Raw genomic sequence first — 26517 nt, 5'->3', positions numbered from 1 at the left:
GCCTCCGGAGCCGGTGCGCGGCGTGCGGAGCGTCCCTCCGGGGCGACCCTCGGGGCAGCCTTCGGGGCGCCCTTCGGTGGTGGCGTCGGCGTCATGCCCGGGTGCCGGTCGCGGTGGCCGGTGCCGGGTGGCCCGGGGCCGGTATCAGGCGGTAGGCGGCGCCCTGGGTCCGGACCACCCCGGCGGTGGGCGGCGGGAAGTGGGTGCCGAGGAGCAGGGTGTCCGTCCCGGCGAGGGAGTCGAGGAGCGCGCGCCGGGTGGCCACAGCCTGTGCCGGGTCGGTGTCCACGCAACTGCCCAGCGTGGGGTGGCCCAGTTGGACGGGGTGGTGGACGCAGTCGCCGGTGATCACCGCCGTGCGCGTACGGCCGCGCAGCTCCACGGCGATGTGGCCCGGGGTGTGTCCGGGCGTGGGGAGCAGGCGGATGCCCGGCGCGATCGTGGTCCCCTCGGCGGGGACGTCGACGAGGTCGAGCTGTCCGGCGTCGCGGACCGGGTGGACGGAGTCGCGGAACATCTGCCGCCGGGCGTCGTCCAGCTCCGCGGTGGACCAGTGCTCCCACTCCCGGCGGGAGGTCACATGGCGGGCGCGCGGGAAGGTGGGCCGCCAATCGTCGCCGTCGGCACGGGTGTTCCAGCCGACGTGGTCGGTGTGGAGATGGGTGAGGAGTACCAGGTCGACGCGGTCCGGCGGGAACCCGGCGGCCTCCAGTCGGGCGAGGTAGTCGGTCCGCAGGCCGTGCCAGGCGGGGTTGGCGCGGGTCTTGCCGTTGCCGATGCCGGTGTCGATCAGTACGCGCAGATCGCCGACGGTGCAGGCGAAGGTGTGGCTGCTCAGGCGGAGGACGCCGGACCCGTCGGCGAAGTCGGGCCGCAGCCAGGGGGTGTGGTCGACCACCTCGGGGGTGGCGGACGGCAGCAGCCAGGGGCCCGTCTGCGGCGGCAGCGCCACCTCGTCGATGCGGTGGACGGTGATACCGCCCAACTCCCAGGCGGGCGCGGGAGGGAGGGGTGGACGGACCGGCGGCGCGGGCTCGGCGGTCACCTCCCGCTCCGAGCCCCGCTCCCGCTCTTCCGGCGTGCGGTGGCCGGGCTCCGGTGCGGGTCGGCGGTGCGGCGACGGCTGTCGGCCGGACGGGATCTCCTGCGGTGCCGGGCTGGTGGGAACCATCTTTCGTGCCCCTTCCGTTCGCTGTAAAAGCTATCTGTTTGCGTTAGTCGAAGCTAACGCCTACTCTCAGCTAACGCAATCTTTTAGCGTTAGTTCGATCGGGTGGCGGGTGCGGCCCGGTCGAGCGGCCCCGACCGCGCCTGTACGGAGGGATGTTCATGGACCTCGCGGAGAACGCCGCGCCTGCCACGGCAGGGGAGGCGGGCCCGGGCGACGGCCCCGGTTTCCCGCCCGGGGAGGCCGCGCGGGCGGCGCTCCGGGCCGGGGTGCGGCTCCCGGCGGAGCGGTGCGCCGAGGTCGCGGCCGTCGCCCGGCACCTCCACGCGGTGCTCGCCCCGCTGCGGGAGCTGGATCTCGGGGAGACGCCCCCGGCCGACCACACCACCGAACGGGAGCCCGTCGATGTACCCCGCTGATCTGTCCCTCACCGAGGCGTCCGCCGCCGTGCGGGCGCGCGAGCTGTCCCCGGTCGAGCTGACCGCCTCCGTGCTCGACCGGCTCGACGCCGTACAGCCGCGGCTCGGGCCGTACGCCGCCGTCGGCCGGGACGCGGCCCGGGCGGCGGCCGCCCGCGCCGCAGCGGAGATCGCGGCCGGGCGCCACCGGGGCCCGCTGCACGGCATCCCCTTCGGCCTGAAGGACCTGATCGACGCCGCGGGGTGGGCGACCGCCGCCGGATCCCGCGTCCGCGCAGGTCACCGGGCATCCGCCGACAGCGCGGTGGCCGCCCGCCTCGACGGCGCCGGTGCCGTCCTCCTGGGCAAGACACACACCCATGAGTTCGCCTACGGGCTGATCACCCCGCAGACCCGGAACGCCCGGGACGACCGCCGGATAGCCGGTGGATCGAGCGGCGGCTCCGCGGTCGCCGTGGCCACGGGCGCCGCCACCTTCGCCCTGGGCACGGACACCGGCGGCTCCATCCGCGTCCCCGCCGCGCTCAACGGCGTCGTCGGGCTCAAGCCGACCTACGGCCTGCTCCCGCGGCGCGGGGTGACCCCGCTGTCCTGGTCGCTGGACCACGTCGGCCCCCTCACCCGCACGGTGGCCGATGCCGCCCTCGTCCTCCAGGAGCTGACCGGTCCCGGACGCGCACCCGTGGCGCCGCTCCCGGACGGCGACCTGACCGGCCTGCGGATCGGCGTGCCGGACACCTACTACTTCGACCGGGTCGCCCCCGAGGTCGAAGCCGCCGTCCGGACCGCCCTCGACCGGATGGCGGGGCTGGGCGCCACCCTCGTCCCCGTCGCGACGCCGATGGCCCGGTACGTCCAGGCCGTCCACTGGGGGCTGATGGTCCCGGAGGCGACCGCGTACCACGAGGCCACCCTGCGCACCTCGCCCGAGTTGTACGGCCCCGACGTCCGGGTGCTCCTGGAGGCCGGGACCACCGTCCTGGCCGGGGACCATCTGCGCGCCCGGCGGGCCCAGCGGCTGATGCGGGAGGCGTGGATACGCCTCTTCGCGCAGGTCGACGTGGTCGCCGCGCCCACCGTCCCGATGACCGCCACCGAGGTCGGGCGGTCCGCCGTCAGCTGGCCCGACGGCACCACGGAGAGCGTCTCCGACGCGTACGTACGCCTCTGCGCGCCTGCCAACATCACCGGGATACCCGCCCTGACCCTGCCGGTCGGTCAGGACTCCGCCGGGCTGCCCATGGGGATGCAGCTGATGGGGCCTCCCCTGGGCGAGCGGACCGTGCTGCGTACCGGGCACGCCTACGCCGCCCGGTACGGGGAGGAGGCGCGGGCCACCGCGGGGGCGTGACGCCGGGGCGCGGGGCGGGCGGAACGCAATGATGTTGCTTTAAGGTGGCGTCATGAGTCCCAAGCCCATGGCGCGCCCCGGTGGGCGCAGCGCGCGCGTGCAGGAGGCGGTGCACGCCGCCGTGCGGGAACTCGAAGCCGAGCAGGGGCGCGCCAAGCTGACCGTCCCGGCGGTCGCGGCCCGTGCGGGCGTCACCCCGTCGACGATCTACCGCCGCTGGGGCGATCTCCAGGAACTGCTGTCGGATGTCGCGGTCGAGCGGCTGCGCCCCGAGGAGCCGCCGTCCGACCACGGTGCGCTCCACGCCGATCTGACCGCCTGGGCGCGGCAGTTCCTCGACGAGATGGCCTCGCCGCCCGGCCGCGCCTACGTCCGTGACGCGCTGCTGGGCGACCCCGACGGCTCCAACGCCGGGCAGTGTTCCGCGTACGCCGCCGGGCAGGTCGAGACGATTCTGGCCCGTGCGCTGGACCGCGGTGAGACGGCTCCGCCGGTGGAGACGGTCATGGATCTGGTGGTCGCCCCGATGATGTACCGCATCCTGTTCCGCCCGGACCCGTTGACCGCCGCATACGCGGATCACCTCGTCGAAACGGCCCTCGCCGCGCCGGAGGAATCCGCCTGACGACTGCCGGGCGCGCGGCCGGATCACGGTATTCACCGAACCGGAATTACTCCGGAAATGATCTGTATCCCGGGGGCTCGGGCATCGGCCGCGCAGGGCGTTTACCACGCCGCTCGCCCAGATGAATGCGTACGCGCATCCCGCACGGCACATTACCCGCCGTAACGTGGAATCCACCTTGCGTGGCGAAGGTTTCCCTTTCTTACCGGTGAGTACTTGTGCGGGCCGTGGCCGGTCCGTCGCCCCGACGCGCATCCACTCCGCCGGATGTCGCCCCGTGCGGAGAAGTGCGTAAGAGGAATACCGCACCGAAAGGGCGGGCTCTGTCAATGCCCGGCATCGGGGCGCTCTGCCGCGCATCGTTCCCGTACCCCGCCTGACCTGCGGGGTTTCCCGGGTGGAGGGCTGTGGGAGTACCGGAAGTGAGGACGGATCCGTGTCCCTGAAAGGGGGTATGTGGGCCGCGATATGTCCCTGGAGGGTGGCCGGGCGGGTGTACCAGAAAAACGGTGGATTGAATTCCCGAAGGCGGCGTGAAGCCCCGCGATTCCCTCCTCCTGTGATTTACGAATCAAATTCCGGCGGGTCGCCGGGTCCGGTATTTGCCACTTTGGCGGCGCGGTTCAAAAGCGGCGCACGGCCGGATCGGCGGCGGGGCGCAAAGTAAGCAAGGCGTTAATTCCCGGGGAACTGTTGACAGTGCAGATTCGCCAGTCCTACGGTTGCGGCGCCCGGTCACCTGGCTGGCAGCGCAGCCCCAGACAAAGGGAATGGGGATTTCCTCTTTCCTCGGGCATTCCCTTTATCCGCCGCGCGCACCACTCATTTCCCACGACAGGAGAACTGATATGCCCGCCGCTCTGCTGGAAGACCTCGACCTCGACATCCGCGAGCTCCTCGACGAGGAGACCGACACCGCCGCCAAGGCGGAGACCACCACGGTGATCCTCACCGTGCAGCCCTCCACCTGCAACTGCTGAAGCTGAGCGAACCGGTGGTCCCGGGGCCCGCGGCGAACCGCCGTCGGGCCCCGGTTCGATGAGACGTCGCCGCCCCGGCACGGGCGCCGGACCGGGCGGCTGGTGAGGAGCGTGCCCAGGTGTCCGAGCAGTACCTCTTCCGGCCCGCCGGTCTCGGCATGCTGCGGGCACCGGTCCACCCGGCGGGCACGCACCCCTGCGCCGCCCCCGGGGACGGCGGGCGGGCGGACGGTCCGGTCGCCGCACTGCGGGCGCTCGCCGACGGCCCGATCGTCCGCGAAGCCGTGGAGATCGCCAGCCCGCCGCTCGCCGGAGTGCTGACCAAGGTCCTCGACGAGGGTCAGGACGCCACCCCCGACCGGCTGCACCGCGCCGTCCGCGCCCTCACCTCCTACCGCCTGCGGATGAGCACCCGCGCCACCCCGTTCGGGCTGATGGCGGGCGTCGCCCCGGTCCGCTTCACCGCCCCCGGCGAACCGCCCCGTGTCCGCCTCGGCGCCGCCCACCGCCGCGCCGTACGCCCCGACCGAGCCTGGCTGACCGGGCTCGTCACCGAGTGGGAGCGCCGCCCCGAGGTACTGCGCCAACTGCACGTGGTGGTCAACTCCCTCTGCCGGGTCCGCGGTGGCCGCCTGGTGCTCTCCCAGGTGCCGCACTCCGGGCGGGACGGCGCGGAGCGGAAGACCCGGCCGGTCCAGGAGGTCAGCCTGCGCCACTCGAAGGTGGTGGCCGCCGTACGGGAACTGGCCCACCGCCCGGTGCTCGGAGCCGATCTGGTGACCGCGCTGCAACAGCGCTTCCCCGGCCTGACCGAGGAGGCGGCGGACGGCCTGATCGGCCAACTGGTCCGCGCCGACGTCCTGTTGACGCAGGCCAGGCCGCCCCTGGAGGAGGCCGACCCGCTCGGGTACGTGCTCGACGTCTGCGGCACCATCGGCGGCGGCGACCTGCCGGAACTCGCCGAACTCGACGCCGTACGGAAGGAACTGCTGCGCTACGCCGAGAGCCCGCTGGGCGACGGCGTACCGGAGCTGCGGGACGTCGCCGCCCGGATGCGCCGACTGCGGCCGGGGGCCGATCTGCTCCAGGTGGATCTGGCGCTCGACGCCGAGGTGCGGCTGCCCGCCGCCGTGGCGGAGGAGGCCGTCCGCGCCGCGGCGCTGCTGTGGCGGCTGTCCCCGGACACCGCGGGCCCGGCGCATCTGCGCGAGTATCACCAGGCGTTCCTGGAGCGGTACGGCACCGACCGGGCCGTACCGCTGACCGAACTGCTCGACCCGGACGCCGGGTTGGGCGCCCCCGCCGGATACCGCCGCCCACCGAGCCCCCGCACCGCCCCCGGCGACGTACCCGATCAGGAGCGTGCCCGGGCGCTGGCCGCACTCGCCCAGGAAGCGCTGCTCACGGGCGCCTGCGAAGTGGTCCTGGACGACGACCACCCCTTCGTCCGCCGTCTCGCCGAGGACGGGGACGGGGCGCCGGAGACGCTGGAGATCTGCGGGCGGCTGCTGGCGCCGGACGCCGACGCGCTGGCCGCCGGTGACTTCCGGCTCGTCCTCGCCAACGGATCGCGGCAGGCGGGCAGCCTGCTCGGACGGTTCGGGTACCTCTTCGACGCGCGGTCCGCCGGTGACCTCGCGGCGCTGGTGCGCCCGGACGGCGCCCCGGGGCAGCCGTCCCCCGGTGCGGACGGCGCCGTGCGCGCCCAGGTCGCCGTCCGGCCCGGTGACGTCCGGATCGGCAACATCGCCCAGGTGCCGCGGCTGCTGGACCATCTGCTGCCGGTCGGCTGCTACGCCGACCCCGGCGATCCGTCCGTGCTCGACCCCCGCGACCTGGCGGTCCGCGCGGACCTCGACGGGCTGTGGCTGGTGGACACGGCCACCGGCGGACGGGTGGAGCCCACCGTCCTCCACATGCTCAACGTGGAGGAGTGCCTGCCCAATGTGTCCCGTTTCCTCTGCGAGATCGCCGCGAGCGGGCGCCGCACCTGGTCCATGTGGTCCTGGGGCGGCGCCGCCGTACTGCCCCGGCTGCCACGCGTCCGTTACGGGCGTACGGTCCTCAGTGCGGCGCTCTGGACCCCAGGGCCGGAACTGCGGGCGCCCGAACCGCCGTTCGCGCAGTGGTGGGAGGCGTTCCGGGACTGGCAGCGGCGCTGGGCCGTCCCCGACCGGGTCCAGGCCGGTTGGGGGGACCGCTTCGTCCGCCTCGATCTCACCCGGCCCGACCACGCCCGGCTCCTCCGCCGCGAACTGCTCCGCGGCGACCGCGTCCACCTGCGCGAGGTCCCCGAGGAGAACGGCCTCCCGGACGGCTGGCTGCACGGTCCCGACGGCCCGCACCACGCGGAGGTCGTCATCCCGCTGCGCGCCGTCCCCGGAGCCCACACCCCGGGCGTGAAGCCCCGCGCCGCGCGCCGCCCCCTCCCGCGTCGCGCCCCCGCCGTCCACTTCCCCGGCGGCGACTGGCTGCACCTCTCCCTCTACGCCCCGGCCGACCGCCACGAGGAACTGCTCGCCGTCCATCTCGCCCCGCTCCTCGGCGAGTTGCCCGACTGCGTCGACCGCTGGTTCTTCCTCCGCTACACCGACGGAGACGGCCCCCACCTGCGGCTGCGCTTCCACGGACCGGCCGCCGCCCTCGGCCGCGACCTCCAGCCACGCCTCCACGACGCGACCTCCGCGCTGCACGCCGCCGGGCTGACCCGGCGCGCGGTCTGGGACAGCTACGACCCGGAGCTGGAGCGGTACGGCGGCCCGGAGGCGATGGCCGCCGCCGAGCGGGTCTTCCACGCGGACAGCGTCGCCGTGCTGGAGCAGCTGCGCCGCCGCCACGCCCGGCGGGAGCCGGCCGAACCGCTGCTGGTCGCCGCCGCGGGCTTCGCCGATCTGGCCCGCGCCTTCCACGCCGCGGACGGGGCGGAGCGGGGCGGACCCGCCGGTGCCGACTGGCTGGTGCGGAGGATCCCGAAGGACGAGGAGCGGCAGCGCGGCTTCCGCGAGCGGCGCCGGGAGGCCCTGCCGCTGGTCGACCCGTACCGCGCGGGCCCGGCGGGCGACGCCGACGGGACGCTGCGCACGCTGTGGCGGCGGCGCGCCGAGGCCACCGCCCGCTACGGCGCCCTCCTCCGCGCTCTCGGGGAACGGAGCTGGTCGGACCCGGACCAGGCCCTCAGCTCCCTGCTGCACCTGCACCACAACCGCCTCATCGGCACCGACCGGCCCGCCGAACTCCTCGCCCACGCCGTGGCCCGCGGCGCCGCCCAGGCCCACACCGACCGCCGACGGCACACCCGATGACCCCACCGCCGCCCCCGGACCCGCGCCCCCGCGCCGCCGAGGTGGCGTACGAGGTGGCCGGGCGGCTCGCCGTCCCGGAGCGCCTGGCCGAGGACCTCCCGGAGTTGGCCCCGCTCGGCCTGGACCAGGGGTACCCGGCGCTCGCCCTGCTCCACGCGGAGCTGTCCCACGGGCGGCCGGAGTTCCGCCGGGCCGCCCACGCCCACCTCGGGGCGGCCGCCGCCCGCGTCTCCGGCCGCACCGTCCAGGCGCTGTACCACGGCATCCCGGCCCTCGCCCTCGCGGCGCACGCCGCCCGGCGCACCCCGGACGACTACGCCGCCCTGCTCACCCGCCTCGACACCGCACTCGACCGCATCGTCGACCGCGCCCTGGAGCCGGAACGCGCCCGCCTGGACGCGGGCCGCCCCGGTGTGCCGTTCGCGCGGTACGACCTGATCAGCGGCGTCGCCGGGCTGGCCCGGCTGCTGCTGCTCCGCCGGGAGACCCACGAGGACGCGCTCGCCGCGGCCCTCGGCCACCTCGTCCGGCTCACCCGCCCGCTGACCCGCGACGGCGCGCCCGTACCGGGCTGGTGGTCGCCCGACGGACCGCGCACCCCCGGCGCCGCCGACCCCGGATACCCCCACGGCCACGTCAACTTCGGCCTCGCCCACGGCATCGGCGGCCCCCTCGCCGTCCTGTCCGCCGCGCTGCGCGACGGCGTCCCCGTCCCCGGCCTGCGGTCGGCCGTCACCGCGCTCACCCGCGAACTCCTCGCCCACCGCACCGAGGCGGGCGGCTGGCCCGCGCTGATCCCGCTGGAGCGGTACGGCACCGAGCCGCCCGCCCCCGGCCGCACCGCCTGGTGCTACGGCACCCCGGGCACCGCCGCCGCCCTCCACCGGGCCGGACGCGCCCTCGGCGACACCGGACTGTGCGCCCTCGCCGCCGACGCCCTCGCCGACGACCTCGACCGGCCGCGCGGCATCACCGACCACGCCTTCTGCCACGGCCACGCCGGTCTGCTCCACCTGTGCCACACCCTCACCGAGGAGACCCCGCACCCCCGGCTCACCGCCCACCGCGACGCCCTCGCCACCCGCCTCGTCACGGCGTACGACCCGGAACTCCCCTACGGGTTCCCCGACACGGCCGCACCCGCGGACACGGGTGCCCCCGCCGGACCCGGTCTCCTCACCGGCGCCGCCGGGATCGCCCTCGCCCTCCACGCCTACGCCACCGACGCCCCGCCCCGCACCCCCTGGGACGCCGCCTTCCTGCTGCGCTGAGACGGACGGGCCGGGGCGGCGGCTCAGCCCTCCGCCGCCCCGGCCCTCCCCAGCCGCTCCCCCAACTCCCGTACCATCTCCCGCAGTTCGGGCGGCCCCACCACCCGGAAGTCCGCCCCGAGGGTCCCCAGCATCATCGCCGGCCAGTCCAGCACGTCCGCCGTCAGCACCACCCGGCAGCGCCCGCCGTCCAACTCCTCGACCGTGCCCCACCGCCCGACCCGCGCCCGTACCGCCGCCGCCGGGGCCTCGACCACCGCCTCGACGCGGTGCGGGCCCGGGCGGCCGCTCATCCCGGCGCGGACGAACGCGGCGGCGTCCTCGGCGGGCAGCTCCCGCGGCCGGAACCGCTCCCCGGTGGTGCGCGGCCCGGCCATCCGGTCGACCCGGAAGCTGCGCCAGTCGTGCCGTACGAGGTCGTACGCGACGAGGTACCAGCGCCGCCCGGGACAGACCAACCGGTGCGGCTCGACATGGCGTTCGCTGTGGCGGCCGTCGGCGGCGGTGTAGGAGAAGCCCAGCGCCTCGCCGTCCCGGCAGGCGAGCGCCACCGTGGTCAGCGCCTCCGGATCGACGCCCTCCGCGGGCGGCCCCCACTGCGCCGGGACCGTCATCGCCCGCAACGCCTCCACCCGCCGCCGCAGCCGCCCCGGCATCACCTGCACCACCTTGGCCAGCACCCGCACCGACGACTCGGCGAGGCCCTCGACCGCCCCCTGCGCCGCGGCCTGCAGTCCGACGGCGAGCGCCACCGCCTCCTCGTCGTCGATCAGCAGCGGCGGCAGCGCCGCCCCGGGCGCGAGCTGGTAGCCGCCGTCGACGCCGCGCCGCGCCTCGACCGGATAGCCCAGCTCCCGCAGCCGGTCCACGTCCCGCCGCAGCGTCCGGGCGGAGACCTCCAGCCGCTCGGCCAGCTCGGCGCCGGGCCAGTACCGGTGGGTCTGGAGGAGGGAGAGCAGCCGCAGGGTCCGGGAGCTGGTGTTCGCCATGCCGCGATTCTTGCCCGCATTGCGGCCGGAAAGTGGCCGCAACCGCTCCTAGCGTGGTCGACGACCGAGGGAACGGACCCCGGACGGACCGGCCGCGCCGCGCCGCGCCGCCCGGACGGTCCGACCCCACGACCACCACGGAGGGCGCGACGATGACCGACGCACAGCACGCCACCACCCGGCAGACCCCCACCGGGGAGCACGCCGATCTCCTGGCCGCCCTGGCCAAACAGCGCCACTTCCTGCGCTTCACCACCCGCGACCTCACCGACGAACAGGCCGCCCGGACCCCGACCGCGAGCGCGCTCTGTCTGGGCGGCCTGATCAAGCACGTCACCACGGTGGAGCGCGGCTGGGCGGGCTTCCTCGTCGAGGGCGCGTCCTCGATGCCCGACTTCACCAGGATGACCGAGGCCGACTGGGCGAAGCGGGCCGACGACTTCCGCCTGCTGCCCGGCGAGACGCTGGCCGGTGTCCTCGACACCTACGCCGAGGTGGCCGACCGCACCGACGCGCTGATCGCCTCGCTGCCGGACCTCGGCGCCGACCAGCCGCTCCCGAAGGCGCCGTGGTTCGAGGCCGACGCCCGCTGGTCGGCCCGGCGGGTGGTGCTCCACCTCATCGCCGAGATCGGCCAGCACTCGGGGCACGCCGACATCATCCGCGAGACGCTCGACGGCGCGAAGTCCATGGGCTGAGCCCCCGGCCACCGACCGCGCGCACGGCGGCGCCCCGGGCCCACACCGTTCATGGCGTGGACCCGGGGCGCCGCCGGGGGCGCCCACCGTCCCGGCGGGCGCCCCCGTGGTCACTTCCCGGCGGTGCGCTCCAGACGCTCCCGCCACCAGTCGACCGTCGCCCCGATCTGCTCGTCGATCGGCGTGGGCCGGACCGTGAACGCCGCCTCGTACGCGCTCGCGTCCATGACGAAGCCGTGGTCGAACTGGTACCGGACCTCCTTCAGTTCGCGGAGCATCGGGGAGAACAGCCCGCCGAGGGCCAGCACGAACGGCGGCACCTTCTTCACCTCGACCGGCTCCGTCCCGGCGTGCCCGGTCAGCCGCTCCACCATCTCCCGGGCCGAGCGCGCGGTCGACGTCGGCACGTGCCAGGCGCGGCCCAACGACCGCTCCTCGCCCGCCACCTCGACCATCGCCCGCGCCACATCGGGCACATAGCTCCAACTGTGCTCCGCGTCCGGATTGCCCAGCGCCGAGACCGCCTTGGCGGCCAGCAGCCGTGGCAGCACCCGCCCGGCCAGATGCCCGCCGTCGGTCACGCCCGGCCCGAAGAAGTCCGACGCCCGCACCTCGACCGCCCGGATCCGCCCGGCGTCGTGCAGCTTCTTCGCCTGCTCCCAACCGGCGGCCCGCACCCGGCCCTTGACGCCCGTGGCCGCCAGCGGCAGCTCCTCTGTCAGCGGCCCCTCGACCGGCCCGTAGCCGTAGAGATTCCCCAGCATGACGAGGAGCGCGCCGCTCTCCTCGGCCGCCGCGCAGACCGACGCGACGAGCCCCGGCCACTCCCGCCCCCAGCGCTGGTAGGGCGGCGCGGCGCACTGGTGGATCACCTCGGCGCCCCGCACGGCCTCCTTGAGCCGCGCGGTGTCGGCCGCATCGCACGCGACGTGTTCGATCCCGTCCGGACCGCCCTGCGCACCGCGTCCCGTCCTGGTGACGACCTTGACCGTGTGGCCCTTCTCGACGAGCAGCTGCGCAGTGGCCGCCCCGGCGGGCCCGTACCCAATGACGACATGAATGCTCACGCGGGCACAGTAACGCGGACGCCGCGACGGGGGCCCCGCCCGTCCCCGGAGAGATCGCCAACGGCCTTGTCCACAGGGCGGATTCGGCCACCGCGTGCGCCCCCGTGGCCCCCTGCGTACCGTCCGCCGCCGGATCGCCGCCGCGCGGACCGCATCCGGAACGGTCCCCGCCGCCCCGTGGACGGGTTCCCGGGCGCGGCGTCGAACGGGCCTTCCCCACCGCCGCGAACGGCCCGGATCGTTCCCCGGAGGAGAAACACCGGGGAGAAATAGGGGACGGGCAGGGGGCCGTCAGGGGTCCCGTGGCGGGTGCCCCGGCCGTTGAACACCTTCGCGGGGCCCCGGTGCGAGCGGCGTACCGGGGGCCGCACGGCGTGAGGAGCCCCCGTTGAAGAGCGTGTTGGTGACCGGAGCCGGGAACGGCATCGGCCGGGCGGCGTCGCTCCGGCTGGCCCGCTTCGGCCACGAGGTGTTCGCCGCCGTCGGTACGCCGGAGGAGGCCGCGCGGCTCACCGCCGAGGCAGCCGCCGACGGTGCGCCACGGCTGCGCGCCTTCCCGCTCGACGTGACCGACGCCGGGGCGTGTGCGGCGGCGGTCACGGAGATCGGCGAACGTACCGGCGGCGGCCCGTGGGGCCTGGTCAACGCCGCCGCGGCGGTCGCGGCGCGGGCGGTGGAGGAGACCGACGAGGCGGAGATCCGCCGCCTGCTGGAGGTGAACTGCCTCGCCGCCGGACGCCTGGCCCGGCTGGTCCTGCCCGCGATGCGGCGCCGCGGCGACGGCCGGATCGTCATGGTCTCCTCGGTGTCCGGGCGGGCCGTGCTGCCGTGGCTCGGCTGGTACGGCGCGAGCCGGGCGGCGGCCACGGCGATGACCCACGCCCTGCGGATGGAGACCGCCGGGACCGGCGTCCGGGTGGTGCTGCTCGAACACGGGGTGCACCTCACCGGGTTGCTGACGGAGGCGGCCGAATCCCTGGAACGCCCCAGCACCGTCTCGCCCGGTTTCACCCGCTCCTACCGGGCGACCGCCGCGGCGCTGCGGGACCGGGCCCGGTACACCGGCGCCGAACTGCCCGCCGCCGCGGTGCACCGCGCCCTCACCGCCCCGCGTCCGGCGGCCCGTTACGTGGTGGGCCGCGACGCCCGCGTCGGCGCGGTGCTCGACACCTGCCTGCCCTACCGCTGGGGCGACCCCGTCAAACGGGCCCTCCTCGGCCTCACCGCGCCGCACCCCGCCACCCGCGCCCTGGCCCGCGCCTTCCGGCTGCCGCGGCTGTGACGGACGGACCCCGCACCGTGGGCCCGGGGCGGACCCCTTAAGGGCCGAGTAGGGGGGAGGCAGGGGTCGGCAGGCCGGTACCCGTACCGGTCCGGCTCGTTCTCCTGCCACGACGGCGCGTGACGGACGGGCCGCGGTTGGCGAAGGAGTGATGGTGTGATGGCGGCAGCGAACCGTACGACGGGCCCGATAGCCGGAGCGGGCGGCCCCCTCCGGCCCGGGGCGGACCCCCTCCCGCCACGGAGCGGCCGGGCCACCGCCCGCCACAGCCGCATCCGGGAGGTGGCCGTCCATCTGCCGGAGAGGCGGGAGAGCGCCGAGGAGATCGAGGACCGGCTGCGCGCGGCCAGCCCGGGCATCCGCGTCCCGTCCGGGCTGCTGCGCCGCCTGTACGGGCTGGAGGAGCGCCTCGTCGCCGCCGACGACGAGCGGGCCTCCGACCTCGCGGCGCACGCCGTGGACAAGGCGCTGGCACAGGCGGGCATCGCGCCGGAGGAGGTCGATCTGCTGCTGTTCGCCGCGGTCTCCGCCGACGTCCAGGAACCGGCCAACGCCCATGTCGTGGCCGCCAAGACCGGCCTGACCTGCCCCGCCTTCGACCTCACCAACGCCTGCAACAGCGTCCTGAACGCGATCGAGACGGCCGACGCCTTCCTCCGCGCCGGGACCTACCGCCGGGTCCTCATCGCCTGCGGTGAGGTCGGCTCCCGCTTCAGCCGCTGGAAGCTGTCGGGTCCGGCCGAGGTCCGTACCGGCATCGGCGCGCTGTCCGGCGGCGACATCGGCGCCGCGGTGCTGATGGAGGCGGCCGAGGAGCCCGGTGTGCTGGGCGGCGCCTTCTTCTCCAACTCCCGGGGCTGGCCCGCCGCCACCCTCTTCAACCCGTACCAGGTCCGGGGCGAGCCGCTCGGCCTGCACATCGACTCCGAGCGGCTGCTCGGCTCGTTCCAGAGCCTGCGCGGTCCGGCCGGGCGGTGGCTGGAGGAGCAGGGCCGGGCCCTCAAGGAGTGCGATCTGGTCTGTGTCCACCAGCCGTCGGTGCCCTTCGTCAGCACCTTCTGCGAGTGGATGGACGTCCCCGAGCACCTGATCGTCCCGACCTTCGCCCGCACCGGGAACATCGCCGCGGCCACCCTCCCCCTGCAACTGGTCCGCGCCCAGGAGCAGGGACGGCTCCACCCCGGCGCCCAGGTGGCGCTCTTCGGCCTGGCCAGCGGCGCCAGCGCGGGGATCATCCTGCTCACCTGGTGACCCACCCCTTCCCCGGGGCGCCGCCCGCCTCCCCTGAGCAGGACGGCCCCCGCCACGCGTGGGCGGACCGGCGGACCACCGGCCCGCCCACGCGCACCCCTAGGGGCCAACTCAAGGAATTCCAGGGCTACTTCATGGATACTTCAGGGCTACATCGGGGCTACTTCAGGTATCCGAGGACGGTCATCATCCCCGACTCCGAGTGGTAGACGTTGTGGCAGTGGAGCATCCACAGGCCGGGGTTGTCGGCGTCGAAGTCGGCGTGGACGGTACGGCCGGGGAGCACGATCGCGGTGTCCTTGCGGGGGCCCGAGGCACCGAGGGCGAAGGTGTGGCCGTGCAGATGCATCGGATGCCACATCGAGGTGGTGTTGACGAAGGAGAGCCGGACGCGCTCGCCCGCGCGCACGGGGTGGCGCCGCGCCGGGTCGTAGGGCTTGCCGTTGATCGCCCAGTCGTACTTCTCCATGGAGCCGGTGAGCCGTAGCTCGATCGTCCGGTCCGGCGTGCGGGGCTTGAGGCGGACCGGCGCGTCGGCCGTCAGCTGGTCCGCCCGCAGCAGCTTGCCGTCCAGCTCCTTCGGGCGCGCGGTCGGCTTCGGCGCCGCGCCCGGACCGGTCCGCAGCAGCGCCCGCGCGCTCTGCTTCTTGCCCTCGGCGAGCGCGGTGAGCGGGAAGACGCCGTCCTTGACGGTGACGAGCACGTCGTACCGCTCGCCCATGCCCAGCAGCAGCGCGTCCGACTCGGCGTGGGTGACGGGGAAGCCGTCGGTGTGGGTGACGGTCATCCGGTGGCCGCCCAGGGCGACGCGGAAGGCGGTGTCGCCACCGGCGTTGACGAAGCGGATCCGGATCCGGTCGCCGGGCTCGGCGCGGAAGGTCTGCGGATCGTCCGCCGTCCTCCCGTTGACCAGGTAGTACGGGTAGGCGACGTCCCCGGCGTCGCCGCCGAGCAGGTCGCTGGTCGCGCCCATCATCATCCGGGACGGGCCGGACCCGCCGCCGGGCCCCTTCCGGGCGGCGGCACCGGTGGCGAACGATGCGGCGCTCACCCGGCCCGCGCCGGAGCGGCCCAGGCTCATGGTCATCCCCTCGTGCTTCATGTCCATGCCGCCGTGGTCCATGTTTCCGTGGTCCATGCCGCCGTGGTCCATGCCGCCGTGGTCCATGCCCTCCATGCCCTTGCGCAGCTCCGCCAGGACCGCGTCCGGCGTGCTGCCGTCCACCCCGTCGACCCAGTCGTCGAGGACGACGACCCACTCCTTGTCGTACGACAGCGGCTCCTTCGGGTCCTCGACGATCAGCGGCGCGTACAGCCCGCGGTCCTGCTGGACGCCCGAGTGGGGGTGGAACCAGTACGTACCGGGGTGTGCGGCGGCGAAGCGGTAGGTGAACGACGCGCCCGCCTTGACCGGCGGCTGGGAGAGCCCCGGCGTGCCGTCCATGTCGTTGCGGAGGGCGAGCCCGTGCCAGTGGACGGAGGTGGCCTGCGGGAGATGGTTGGCGAGGGTCGCCTCCAGGGTCTCCCCGGCCGTCACCCGGATCTCCTTGCCGGGCAGTTCGTCCCCGTACGACCAGCTGCGGACGGTGCGACCGCCCAGGTCCAGGGTGGACGGGGTGGCGGTGAGCTGCACCTTGCGGACGGGGCCGGGCCTGCGCGCGGCCTCGGCGGCGGCGACCTCCTTGCCGTCCGGGGCGAGATAGTCGCGGGCGGTGGGGCCCGCGTGGCCCGAGCGGCCGGATCCGGAGCCGGAACAGGCGGCGAGCAGGCCACCGCCGGCGAGGGCGATGCCGGCGCCGAGGGCGGTACGGCGGGTGGGGGTACGCATGACGAAGAGCACCTCGTATCGGTGTGCGGAAAAGCGGGAACGCGCGGATGCGCCGGAACCGGGGCGTGCCGGGACGGCAGCCCGGGGCGGCGGGGCGCGCTCCTACAGGCGCAGCACCGAGATACGGGCGAGAAGTCTGCCGTGCGGGGGCGGCGGGATCGGCCGCAGCGCGTACGGGAGCCGGGCGAGCGCGGTGGCCGATCCGTCCGGCGCCCGGCGCGCGAAGGCGGCGCCGAGGGCGACGAGGGCGACCGCGCCGAGCACCGCCAGACAGACGGCCGCCGGATCGGCCCCGCCGACGGGCAGCGGGGCGTGCGCCCGGGGCACGCCGTCCGCCGCCCCGTCCGCGGCGGCGGTGACCGTTCCTCCGGTCATGTCCATGGACCCGTGGGCGAGCGCCGTCCGGGCGGGGGCCGTCGGCTCCGGCCCCGAACCGTGGTGGGCGGCGGCGGTGGTCACGGAGGCACCGGCGGCGGGGGAGGCGGGGTGTTCGGCGCAGTGGCCGAGGCTGTGCATGGCGACGATGCCGAAGAGCAGCGCGGCGAAGAGCAGCAGCCGACCGCACAGGGCGGTGCCTCTCCGCTGCCCGACCACGTCACGCCCTCCCGAATCCCCGCCGACCCGTCGCCCCCGGATCGTACCGGGAGGGGGTATACGGACGGCGTAACGGGGCGCGGAGCGGGACGGGCGCGGCCATGACCTGGGACGGGACGGGCCGGACCGGTCGACGGCCACGGACGCGGAGCGCCCGGGGGCGGCCCGGAACCGCCCCGACCGTCGCCGGGAATCGTCCGCCCCCTCACCCGCCCGGCCGGGTCCGGATGCCGTGCGGGGTGGTCGCGGGCAGGTTGGGGGGCGGACGGGCGGAGAGGTGAGGCATGTGAGGGGCGCGGGCGGCGGTGCGACGCGGGCGGCGGACTCCGGTGGCGGGGCCGCCGCGCGGCTGCCCGCCCGGCTGGCCGTGCTGGCGGTGCTCGCCGTCGTCGCCCTGCTCTTCCTCGCGCTGGGGGAGGGCGGCCTGGCGGTCATCGTCTCCGGGCTCGCCGGGCTGGGCCTCTGCGCCGTCGGGGTGTGGTGGTTCCTGGCGTACCGCGGTGCGGTCCGGCTGCTCGGGGCGCTCGTCGCGGTCGCCGCGCCCGCCGCCGTCCTGGCGTTCTTCACCCTCGCCGGACTGTGGCGCACGGCGCTGGTCCTGGTGGTCTGCTGGGCCGCGGCGCTCGGCTGCGCCCAGGCGGCGCTCCGGGCGGCGGACCGCCGACGGCCCCCGCGCACCGCCCCCGCGCCCCCGCCGCGGCGCCCGGTGCTGATCATGAATCCGCGGTCCGGCGGCGGCAAGGTCGGCCGCTTCCGACTCGTCGAACGCGCCGAGGCGTTGGGCGCCCGCGTCATCCTGCTCGACCCCGACGCCCCGGCGGATGTCGCCGCGCTGGCCCGGGAGGCGGTCGCGGACGGTGCGGACCTGCTCGGCGTCGCGGGCGGCGACGGCACCCAGGCGCTGGTCGCGGCGGTCGCCGCCGCCCACGACCTGCCGTTCGTCGTGATCTCCGCCGGTACCCGCAACCACTTCGCCCTGGACCTCGGCCTCGACCGCACCGACCCGGCCCGCTGCCTCGACGCCCTCACCGACGGCGAGGACCTCCGCGTCGACCTCGGCGACGTCGCGGGCCGCGCCTTCGTCAACACCGTCTCCTTCGGCGTCTACGCGGACGTCGTCCAACGCCCCGAATACCGCGACGCCAAGGCAGGCACCGCCCTCACCCTCATGCCCGACCTCCTCACGGGGGACCGCGGGCCACGCTTGGACGGTTACCTCGACGGCCAGCTCGACGTCGGCGATCCCGGGCCCGGGCCCCGCCCCGGCCCCGGGGTCCAGGCTCCCGCCGGTGTCCCCGTAGCGCCGGGCGCCACCCTCACCTCCCAACAGGCCCTGCTGATCAGCAACAACCCCTACGCCTCCCCCGACGACCTCGGCGCCGCGGGCCGCCGCCCCCGCCTCGACACCGGCACCCTCGGCGTCCTCGGCATCCGCGTGGAGAGCGCCGCCCGCGCCGCCGAACTGGCCGTACTCGGCGCCCAGTCCACCGCCCTGACCGTCCTCACCGCCCACCGCGTCACGGTCACCGCCGCCACCGCCGACTTCCCCGTAGCCGTCGACGGCGAGGCCCTCCGTATGCCCACCCCGGTCATCTGCACCCTCCGCCCCCGAGCCCTCCGCGTCCGCGTCCCCCGCACCCGCCCGGGCACCGTCACCCCCACGCCCCCCATGGACTGGCGCCGCGTGGGACGGCTGGCCCGGGGCGGGAGCGGGTGAGCCGGAACCGCCCCGCCTCCGCCGTAGCCGCACGCGCCCGAACGGCGCAAGGAACGGCGCAAGGAACGGCGCAAGGAACGGCGCAAGGAACGGCGCAAGGAAGGGCGCAAGGAACGGCGCAAGGAATAGCGCAAGGAACGGCGCAAGGCAGCGGTTACGTCACGGCCTCACCCCGCGCACCACCGTTCCAGCAGCGATACGCGCTCCGTCGGCCTGGGGGTGGCGGCGCCACCGGTGGACCGCCACCACTCCGTGAGCCGCGACGGACCCGTCTCACCTGCGGCGAAGCGGTCCAGGAGGGCGTGGGAGAGCGCCACCTCGCGTGCCGTGTACGCCGGTGCGGCGGCCGACGGCACCCGGTGCTCGCTCTCGCCGTCGGCGTGGGTGACCACCACCGTCATCAGCGGCGGCGCCTCGGGACCGCCGAACCCCGCCATGGCGCTGACCACGTCGACGGCGGTGCTCACCCCGCGCCGGAACGCCGAGCGGACCGGGGCGTCCGCCACCGCGACCCGTCTCACCCGCGACCAGTTCAGAACGGCACCCGCCGCCCCGACCGGCTCCAGGCCCTCGTCCGTCAGCCGTATCTCCTGCTCCTCCGCGCCGGGCGGGGCGCCGAGTCGGCAGCCCTCGGCGTCGATCCAGAAGAGACCGACCATCGCGCCCCGGCCGCCCGGGTACGCCGACGGTTCGTCCGGAGGACCGGCCGGTCCGCTCGGGTCTGTCATGATTTTCCCCTTTTCTCGCCACGGTCCGTGTGCACCACAGTGTTCACTCCGAACCCACCGGAATCGGGCCAACCCTCACTTTCGGCCAGCCGGTTGGCTCCCGGACCGCCCGCCTCGCCCGGCGGCCGACGCGACGGACGAGGCGCCGCACCTCCCCGCCGCACCCTCTCCGCCACCACCGTGCCGCGCGGGCGCTCCCTCCCCGGGCAAATGGTCCCGCCCCCGGTCACCCACGAGGGTGGCTGATCCGCCGCGTCGCGCCGTGGCGCGGGGGCCGGTGGGTGGGGCGGCGCTACGAGTGGGGCCGGATCGGCGGTGGTGCCGGAGGCGTGGCGGCGGGATCGGGGCGGGAAGCCGGGGGCTTCGCCCGGCCCGCGTCACGGTGCCGGGCCGGGCCGCGGTGCGTGGAGCCCGGGGCGGCAGCCGCCCCGGCCGGACGAACACGAGGTAGGGCTGTGCACCTGACTCCGCATGAGCGGGAACGCTTGATGATGCATGTGGCGGCGGACGTCGCCGAGCGGCGGCGGGCCCGGGGGGTGCGGCTCAACTACCCCGAGGCGATGGCGCTGTTGATCGTCCACGTCCTGGAAGGCGCCCGCGACGGGGCGACCGTCTCCGACCTGATGTCCTCCGGCCGGAAGGTGCTCGCACGGGAGGAGGTCATGGAGGGGGTCCCCGAGATGATCGAGAGCGTGCAGGTCGAGGCGACGTTCCCGGACGGCACGAAACTGGTCACCGTCCACGACCCCTTCCCACCGGCGGGCAAGGGCGAGGAACCGCTCATCTGGCCGGGGAGGACGGACTTCTCCCCGCTCGACGAGGACCGGACCGTGATCTTCAACGAGCCCCAGCGGGAGGCCGACGAGATCGTGACGGTCCGGGTCGAGAACCCGTGCGACCGCCCCGTCCAGGTCGGTTCGCACTTCCACTTCGCCGAGGCCAACACCGAGCTGCGGTTCTGCCGCCGCACCGCGTGGGGCAGACGGCTGAACGTCCCGTCCGGCTCCTCCGTACGGTTCGAGCCCGGCTTCGACGAGGAGGTCCAACTCGTCCCGATCCAGGGCCGGCAGATCGTCCCCGGTCTGAGCCTCGACGCCCACGGCCTGCCGAGGAAGATCGACGGCTCCCTCACGGACCTCGACGGCGAGATCACCGACGCGGGCTGCCCGATCCACGACACCGAGGGAGCCGCCGACCATGGCTGAGTGCCCCGACTGCTGCCCCTGCTGCCAGGAGACCCCGGACCCGCACGCCCCGCTGGCCCGCCCCGACTACGCGGACCGCTACGGCCCGACGGTCCGCGACCGGATCCGTCTCGCCGACACCGCGCTGGAGATCAAGATCGAGGCCGACTGGTCCGGCGGACCCGGCCGCAGCGGCGACGAACTGGTCTTCGGCGGCGGCAAGGTGATCCGCGAGTCGATGGGCCAGTCCACCGTCCCGCGCGATCCGCTGCCGCACACGGCGAAGGACTCCGACTCCGCGCCGCCGATCGCCCCGGACACCGTCATCACCGGCGCGGTCGTGCTGGACCACTGGGGCGTCGTCAAGGCCGATGTCGCCCTGCGCGACGGCAAGATCCTGGCGCTCGGCAAGGGCTACAACCCCGACATCATGGACCCGGTCCACGAGGACGCCGTCCCGCACAACGGCATCGGCCCGACGCCCACCGACTTCGTCGTCGGCGCCGAGACCGAGGTCATCTCCGGCAAGGACCGGATCCTCACCGCCGGTGGCATCGACACCCACGTCCACTTCATCTGCCCCGACCAGGTCGGCGAGGCCCTGGCCGCGGGCGTCACCACCCTCATCGGCGGCGGTACGGGACCGGCCGAGGGCAGCACCGCGACGACCGTGACGCCCGGCGCCTGGCATCTGCGCCGCACGTTCGAGGCGCTGGACTCCTTCCCGGTCAACATCGGGCTGCTCGGCAAGGGCGCCACCATGTCGAAGGAGGCCCTGTTCCACCAGGTGGACGCGGGCGCCATCGGCTTCAAGATCCATGAGGACTGGGGCGCCACCCCGGCCGTCCTCGACACCTGCCTCCAGGTCTGCGAGGACACCGGTGTCCAACTCGCCCTGCACGCCGACTCGTTGAACGAGGCCGGATTCGTCCAGAACACCCTGAAGGCCATCGGCGACCGCCCGATCCACATCTTCCACGTCGAGGGCGCGGGCGGCGGGCACGCCCCCGACATGATCACGATGGTGAGCGAGCCGAAGATCCTCCCCGCCTCCACCAACCCCACCCGGCCCCTGACCCTCAACACGGTCAGGGAACACCTCGACATGGTGATGGTCGCCCACCACCTCAACCCGATGGTCGACGAGGACCTGGCCTTCGCGGACTCCCGGATCCGGCCGTCCACGATGGCCGCCGAGGACGTCCTGCACGACCTCGGCGCCATCTCGATCATGTCGTCGGACGCCCAGGCCATGGGCCGCATCGGCGAGATGATCATGCGCACCTGGCAGACCGCGCACGTCATGAAGGTCCGCCGCGGCTTCCTCCCGGAGGACCTGCCGCCGCACACCCTCACCGACAGACCGGAGACAAGCGTCCTCCCGTCCCCCGTACCGGACGACACCACACCGGAGCCCGTACCGCCGTACGCCGACAACCGGCGCGCCCGCCGGTACGTCGCGAAGTACACGATCAACCCCGCCCTCGCCCACGGCATCGACCGGTTCGTCGGCTCCGTCGAACCCGACCGGCTGGCCGATCTCGTGCTGTGGGAACCGAAGTTCTTCGGCGTGAAACCGCACATGGTCCTCAAGGGCGGCCAGATCGCCTACGCGCAGGTCGGCGACGCCAACGCCTCGATCCCCACCCCGCAGCCGGTCCTGCCCCGCCCCATGTGGGGAGCGACCGGCTCGGCACCGGCTGCCATCTCGTACAACTTCGTCGCACAACGAGCCATCAAGGCAGCCGAGACCCGCAAGGCCAAGGGCGACGACAGCCTCCAAGGCCCCCCACTCAACAAGAAGTTCATGCCCATCACCTGCACCCGCCAGGTCTTCAAACACCACATGAAGGAGAACAACGCCACCCCCAAGATCGACATCGACGCCAACACCTACGAGGTCACCATCGGCGGCGCCAAGGTCACCGACGTCACCACCTTCGTCGACAACGAAACCATCGACCGCGTCTACGCCAGCGAACTACCGATGGCACAGAGGTACTTCCTGTTTTGAGGCGCCGATTCTCTGCGAGGGGAGTGAGGCGTGGGGCGTGGGGGCGATGTCGGCGGGTGTCGGCGGGTGGGGCTGTGCCTGGGCTGGCGGGGGGCTGGTGTCGTTGTGTCCGGGCTGGCGGGGGCCTGGGCTCGGTGGGCCGCTGCCGGTGGCGCGGTGCCGGTGGCGCGGTGCTTGGGTTGCCGGGGTCCGGATTCCGGATTCCGGGCTGCGGACTGCCGGGTCGCCGGGTCGCCGGTGTCGGCGTATCCGAGGTGCTGGGCCCGGGCACGGCGGCCCGCCAACCGGTGGTGCAGCGCTCGGGCTACCGGACTGCCGGACCGCCGGTGTCGGTGCACGGGAGCCGCCGGACCGCCGGTATCGGCGCACCCGAGCGGCCGAGGCCCCGGCCGTGGCGGCCCGCCACCGGCATCGCCGCACCCGAGTTGGCGGGCCCGGACCACCGGACCACCGGCACCGCCGACCCGAACTACCGGGCCACGGGACCACCGGCACCACCGCACCCCGAACCCCCGCCCTCCCACCCCACCCCACCCCCAAGAAGAGGTGACCCCCGCAAGATGAACCGTGCCGCACTGTTCGTCCTGGCCGACGGCCGGTTCCCCGCCGGAGGCCATGCGCACTCCGGTGGGGCCGAACCGGCCGTGGCCGCGGGCCGCATCACGGACGCGGCGTCGCTGGAGCGCTTCTGCCGGGGCCGGTTGCACACCGCCGGACTGGTCGCGGCGGGGCTGGCCGCCGCAGCCGCCGACGGCCACGACCCGCTGGCCCTCGACGCCGCCGCCGACGCCCGCACCCCGGCCCCGGCGCTACGTACCACCGCCCGCAAACTCGGCCGCCAGATGATGCGCGCGGCCCGCGCCACCTGGCCGTCCGCCGCGCTCGACGACCTGGCCGCGGCCCGGCCGCACGGCGCCCACCAGCCGGTGGTCCTGGGCCTCGCCGCCCGCGCCGCCGGGCTGACCCCGCTGGACGCCGCCCACGCCGCCGCCTACGAGGCGGTCAGCGGCCCGGCGACGGCCGTGGTCCGGCTGCTGAGCCTGGACCCGTTCGACGCCACCGCCGTCCTCGCCCGCCTCGCCCCCGACCAGGACCGGACCGCCGCCGCCGCAGTCGCCGCCACCCGGCGTATCCCCGCCGAGGGCCTCGACGCGCTGCCCGCCGCCTCCGCGCCGCTGCTCGACATCACCGCCGAGCAGCACGCCGCCTGGCCGGTCCGCCTCTTCGCCTCCTGACCCACCGCCGCCCGATCCCGCTCCCTCCCCCCCCACGATCCGAGGCCCCATGCACCGTGACCACGCACTCGACGCGACCTTCCCGCACCGCCACACGTACAGCGCCGCCGCGCCCACCCGCCCCGACGGCACCCGCCGCGCCCTCCGCATCGGGCTGGGCGGCCCGGTCGGCACCGGCAAGACCGCCACCGTCGCCGCCCTCTGCCGCGCGCTCCGCGACGAACTCTCCCTCGCCGTCGTCACCAACGACATCTACACCCGCGAGGACGCCGAATTCCTGCTCCGCGAAGCCGTCCTGCCGCCCGACCGCATCGCCGCCGTCGAGACCGGCGCCTGCCCGCACACCGCGATCCGCGACGACATCTCCGCCAACCTCGAAGCCGTCGAGGACCTGGAGGAACACGCCGGACCCCTCGACCTGATCCTCGTCGAGTCCGGCGGCGACAACCTCACCGCCACCTTCTCCAAGGGACTCGTCGACGCTCAGATCTTCGTCATCGACGTCTCGGGCGGCGACGACATCCCCCGCAAGGGCGGCCCCGGCATCACCACCGCCGACCTCCTCGTCGTCAACAAGACCGACCTCGCCCCCTACGTCGGCGTCGACCTCGACACCATGGCCCGCGACGCCGAGGCCCAACGCGGCCCCCGCCCCGTCCTCTTCACCTCCCTCACCTCCGAAGGAGGCGTCAAACCGGTAGCCGACTGGACCCGCGAACGCCTCACCACCTGGACCACGGCCCCGACGACATGACCCTGACACCCACGACCACCAAGAAATCGACCTCCTCCGGGGACACGGGAGCCGGTACGGCGGACGGGGGCACGGGACCTGCCGTAGCTACCGGGCCTACTACGCCCGCCGGGCTCGCCGCTGCGCCTGCCGGACCTGCCGGACCCGCTGTGCCTGCCGAACCTGTCGGACTTGCCGCACCCGCCGAACCCACCGAGACCGCCATGCACCGCACGGCAGGCGTCGGCACCGCCCACCGTGTGGCGGGCGGAAGCACCACCCCCGCCACGCCTGACACGGCCCCCGGACACCTCCCGGCGGGCGGGGACGGCGCGCCCGCTGCTCCCGCCGCATACGCCGGCTCTCCCACGCCTGACAAGGACGCCCCGCCCCACGCAGCCCCGGGCATCAGGCTCCCCGCGCGGGACGAGTCCCCTGGACGCCTCCCCGTAGCCGCAGCCGCAAACGGAGCCAGAGCCGCAGCCGGACCCGGACCCGCAGCCGCACCCGGACCCGGACCCGCAGCCGCACCCGGCATCCACGCCACCGCCCGTATCACCGCCGCCGACCGCGGCGGCGTCACCACCCTGCCCGTCCTCGACGGCGACGGGCCCTTCGCCCTGCGCCGCCTGCGCGCGCGAGGGCCCGCGGCCCGGGTCTGCATCGTCGGGGCCATGACCGCACCCCTCGGCGGCGACCGGCTCCGCATCGAGGCCACCGCCGAGCAGAACGCGACGCTCCACCTCACCTCCTCCGCCGCGACCCTCGCCCTGCGCGGCGCCACCTCCGCCGCGGCCATCTACGACATCCGGCTGACCGTCGCCGACGGCGCCGAACTCCGCTGGCTGCCCAAGCCGTTGATCTGCGCCGCGGGCAGCAACCTCCGCCAGACCTGGACCATCGACCTCGCCCCCACCGCCCGGCTCGTCCTGCGCGAGGAACAGATCCTCGGCCGCACCGGCGAACCATCCGGCCGCCTGACCACCCGCCTCACCGTCCGCCGCGCCGGGCACACCCTGCTCACCCAGGAAGCCACCTACGGCCCCGACGCCCCCGGCTGGGACGGCCCCGCCGTCCTCGACACCCACCGCGCCACCGGCCAACTCCTCATCGTCGACCCGTCCTTCGCCCACTCACCCCCGACCGTCCACCTCCTGGGCACCCCCGCCGACGGCCACGCCGTCCTCACCCCCCTGCCCGGCCCCGCAGCCCTGGCCACCGCCGTAGCCCCGAACGGCCTCCACCTACGCCGCCTCCTCAACACGGCCCACTCCACCACCCACCGCCCCACCCCGCCGGACTGACCCACCCCACCCCACAGAACACCCCAGGTCAGTCAGCGACCTGGGGCGTTCTGTCCGGAGGACGCTGGGGACCCTCGGGACTCCGGGGCGTGAGACGAGCCGGAGCGCACCCGGTGCGGTCGACGAAGCCGTGCCGGGCGATACGGGCGGGCCGTTGTGCCAGCCAACCGGATACCTCGTCCGGGTCCGCCGTGGTGCGTACGTGCTGGAAGCCCTGCCGCAGGTAGTAGCGGTGCAGCCCGGCGTTCGTGGTCCACGCGTCGAGACGCAGCCACCGGGCCCCCTGCCGCGCGGCCCGGTCCCCGGCCCAGTCGAGAATGCGACCGCCGAGCCCGCTTCCGGCGTACCGGCGGTCAACGGTGAGTTTGTGCACGTAGAGAGCGGGGTCCGCCCGCTCCTCCGGGGTCCAGAGGTCCCACAGCTCCGGGTCGATGACACGGTCGAGCGTCACCGTCGCCGCCGGATCGCCGCCCGCACTCTCCCCGAACAGAAAGACCTCCCCGGCCCACACACTCGCCACCAGACGCTCCGCCGGAAAGGGCGCGGCCCACTGATCGGTCCCCAACGCCCCCAACCAGACCGCCGCATCACTCCGGAACCTCACCAGCCGCGGCACATCACCGACAACAGCCCGCGTAATGATCACTCGTCTTCCTCCTGGCGGCAGGGAGCGAACGGGATAACAAAAGACCCAGGTCTTCGACCTGGGCCTCAACTATGGAGCGGGTGACGGGAATCGAACCCGCGCTCTGAGCTTGGGAATCACCCGACGCTTGA

At 74.8% G+C, this 26517-nt stretch carries 22 protein-coding genes; 15 read left to right on the top strand and 7 right to left on the bottom strand.

Translation table 11 applies throughout. The annotated features are described in order from the left end of the window. Positions 1-91 precede the first annotated feature (91 nt). Positions 92-1171: an MBL fold metallo-hydrolase gene (locus IF23_RS0117185; RefSeq protein WP_078654035.1), complete on the bottom strand. Its 1080-nt coding sequence runs from the start codon at positions 1169-1171 to the stop codon at positions 92-94. A 158-nt stretch (positions 1172-1329) separates the two neighbouring features. On the opposite strand from IF23_RS0117185, the gene IF23_RS0117180 reads away from it, so the two are divergent. The 6 genes from IF23_RS0117180 (at position 1330) to IF23_RS0117155 (ending at position 9116) form a co-directional block, all read left to right on the top strand. Then, the gene (locus IF23_RS0117180) at positions 1330-1587 is read left to right on the top strand and encodes a hypothetical protein (RefSeq protein WP_157848023.1); all 258 of its coding nucleotides are present in this window, start codon (positions 1330-1332) and stop codon (positions 1585-1587) included. Continuing rightward, positions 1574-2938 carry an amidase gene (locus IF23_RS0117175; RefSeq protein WP_030284545.1) on the top strand — a complete coding sequence of 455 codons (1365 nt, stop codon included), beginning with the start codon at positions 1574-1576 and terminating at the stop codon, positions 2936-2938. The genes IF23_RS0117180 and IF23_RS0117175 overlap by 14 nt, the downstream gene beginning before the upstream one ends. A gap of 67 nt (positions 2939-3005) precedes the next feature. Next, on the top strand, positions 3006-3563 hold the full coding sequence (locus tag IF23_RS0117170) for a TetR/AcrR family transcriptional regulator (protein WP_030284543.1): 558 nt from the start codon (positions 3006-3008) through the stop codon (positions 3561-3563). Positions 3564-4411: 848 nt separating this feature from the next. Next, positions 4412-4543 (top strand): hypothetical protein, encoded by a 132-nt coding sequence (locus IF23_RS35415; RefSeq protein WP_281179975.1) that lies wholly within the window; start codon positions 4412-4414, stop codon positions 4541-4543. A gap of 119 nt (positions 4544-4662) precedes the next feature. Then, positions 4663-7845: a lantibiotic dehydratase gene (locus tag IF23_RS0117160; RefSeq protein WP_037678379.1), complete on the top strand. Its 3183-nt coding sequence runs from the start codon at positions 4663-4665 to the stop codon at positions 7843-7845. Next, positions 7842-9116: a lanthionine synthetase C family protein gene (locus IF23_RS0117155; RefSeq protein WP_051739643.1), complete on the top strand. Its 1275-nt coding sequence runs from the start codon at positions 7842-7844 to the stop codon at positions 9114-9116. The genes IF23_RS0117160 and IF23_RS0117155 overlap by 4 nt, the downstream gene beginning before the upstream one ends. Before the next feature lie 23 nt (positions 9117-9139). Here IF23_RS0117155 and IF23_RS0117150 read toward each other — a convergent pair whose 3' ends face one another. Then, a complete protein-coding gene (locus IF23_RS0117150; protein ID WP_030284538.1) occupies positions 9140-10105 on the bottom strand; it encodes a helix-turn-helix transcriptional regulator in 966 nt (321 codons plus the stop codon). A 152-nt stretch (positions 10106-10257) separates the two neighbouring features. Between IF23_RS0117150 and IF23_RS0117145 the strand changes: the two genes are divergently transcribed. Continuing rightward, a complete protein-coding gene (locus tag IF23_RS0117145) occupies positions 10258-10803 on the top strand; it encodes a DinB family protein (RefSeq protein WP_030284536.1) in 546 nt (181 codons plus the stop codon). Between the two features lie 110 nt (positions 10804-10913). Here the strand turns inward: IF23_RS0117145 and IF23_RS0117140 are convergent, their stop codons facing one another. After that, positions 10914-11870: an NAD-dependent epimerase/dehydratase family protein gene (locus IF23_RS0117140; protein ID WP_030284534.1), complete on the bottom strand. Its 957-nt coding sequence runs from the start codon at positions 11868-11870 to the stop codon at positions 10914-10916. 397 nt (positions 11871-12267) lie between these two features. On the opposite strand from IF23_RS0117140, the gene IF23_RS0117135 reads away from it, so the two are divergent. Both IF23_RS0117135 and IF23_RS0117130 read left to right on the top strand, forming a co-directional pair. Continuing rightward, positions 12268-13152, top strand: a complete 885-nt coding sequence (locus tag IF23_RS0117135) for an SDR family NAD(P)-dependent oxidoreductase (protein WP_245655007.1) — start codon at positions 12268-12270, stop codon at positions 13150-13152. Between the two features lie 159 nt (positions 13153-13311). Next, positions 13312-14403 carry a 3-oxoacyl-ACP synthase III family protein gene (locus tag IF23_RS0117130; RefSeq protein ID WP_078654033.1) on the top strand — a complete coding sequence of 364 codons (1092 nt, stop codon included), beginning with the start codon at positions 13312-13314 and terminating at the stop codon, positions 14401-14403. 160 nt (positions 14404-14563) lie between these two features. Here the strand turns inward: IF23_RS0117130 and IF23_RS0117125 are convergent, their stop codons facing one another. Both IF23_RS0117125 and IF23_RS0117120 read right to left on the bottom strand, forming a co-directional pair. Continuing rightward, positions 14564-16231 carry a multicopper oxidase family protein gene (locus IF23_RS0117125; protein WP_030284527.1) on the bottom strand — a complete coding sequence of 556 codons (1668 nt, stop codon included), beginning with the start codon at positions 16229-16231 and terminating at the stop codon, positions 14564-14566. A 102-nt stretch (positions 16232-16333) separates the two neighbouring features. Then, on the bottom strand, positions 16334-16825 hold the full coding sequence (locus IF23_RS0117120) for a hypothetical protein (protein WP_030284526.1): 492 nt from the start codon (positions 16823-16825) through the stop codon (positions 16334-16336). A gap of 286 nt (positions 16826-17111) precedes the next feature. On the opposite strand from IF23_RS0117120, the gene IF23_RS0117115 reads away from it, so the two are divergent. Further along, positions 17112-18542 carry a diacylglycerol/lipid kinase family protein gene (locus IF23_RS0117115; protein ID WP_051739640.1) on the top strand — a complete coding sequence of 477 codons (1431 nt, stop codon included), beginning with the start codon at positions 17112-17114 and terminating at the stop codon, positions 18540-18542. A gap of 167 nt (positions 18543-18709) precedes the next feature. Here IF23_RS0117115 and IF23_RS0117110 read toward each other — a convergent pair whose 3' ends face one another. Continuing rightward, positions 18710-19270 (bottom strand): hypothetical protein, encoded by a 561-nt coding sequence (locus IF23_RS0117110; RefSeq protein WP_157848022.1) that lies wholly within the window; start codon positions 19268-19270, stop codon positions 18710-18712. A gap of 404 nt (positions 19271-19674) precedes the next feature. Here IF23_RS0117110 and IF23_RS0117105 point away from each other — a divergent pair, with 404 nt between their 5' ends. The 5 genes from IF23_RS0117105 (at position 19675) to IF23_RS32710 (ending at position 25740) form a co-directional block, all read left to right on the top strand. Continuing rightward, complete coding sequence (locus IF23_RS0117105) at positions 19675-20475, top strand: urease subunit gamma (protein WP_342667926.1); 801 nt, start codon at positions 19675-19677, stop codon at positions 20473-20475. Beyond that, positions 20468-22468 carry an urease subunit alpha gene (locus IF23_RS0117100; protein ID WP_051739636.1) on the top strand — a complete coding sequence of 667 codons (2001 nt, stop codon included), beginning with the start codon at positions 20468-20470 and terminating at the stop codon, positions 22466-22468. Before IF23_RS0117105 ends, IF23_RS0117100 begins: the two co-directional genes overlap by 8 nt. A 560-nt stretch (positions 22469-23028) precedes the next feature. After that, positions 23029-23703 carry an urease accessory protein UreF gene (locus IF23_RS0117095; RefSeq protein WP_030284515.1) on the top strand — a complete coding sequence of 225 codons (675 nt, stop codon included), beginning with the start codon at positions 23029-23031 and terminating at the stop codon, positions 23701-23703. 49 nt (positions 23704-23752) lie between these two features. Continuing rightward, complete coding sequence (gene ureG, locus IF23_RS0117090; RefSeq protein WP_030284514.1) at positions 23753-24457, top strand: urease accessory protein UreG; 705 nt, start codon at positions 23753-23755, stop codon at positions 24455-24457. Between the two features lie 515 nt (positions 24458-24972). Next, positions 24973-25740: an urease accessory protein UreD gene (locus tag IF23_RS32710; RefSeq protein WP_245655006.1), complete on the top strand. Its 768-nt coding sequence runs from the start codon at positions 24973-24975 to the stop codon at positions 25738-25740. 28 nt (positions 25741-25768) lie between these two features. Here IF23_RS32710 and IF23_RS0117080 read toward each other — a convergent pair whose 3' ends face one another. Continuing rightward, positions 25769-26260, bottom strand: a complete 492-nt coding sequence (locus tag IF23_RS0117080; protein WP_342667925.1) for a GNAT family N-acetyltransferase — start codon at positions 26258-26260, stop codon at positions 25769-25771. Between the last annotated feature and the right edge of the window lie 257 nt (positions 26261-26517).

The sequence above is a fragment of the Streptomyces catenulae genome, from assembly GCF_000718015.1.
Lineage (GTDB): Bacteria > Actinomycetota > Actinomycetes > Streptomycetales > Streptomycetaceae > Streptomyces > Streptomyces catenulae.
This window is presented reverse-complemented; position numbering and strand designations above follow the sequence as displayed.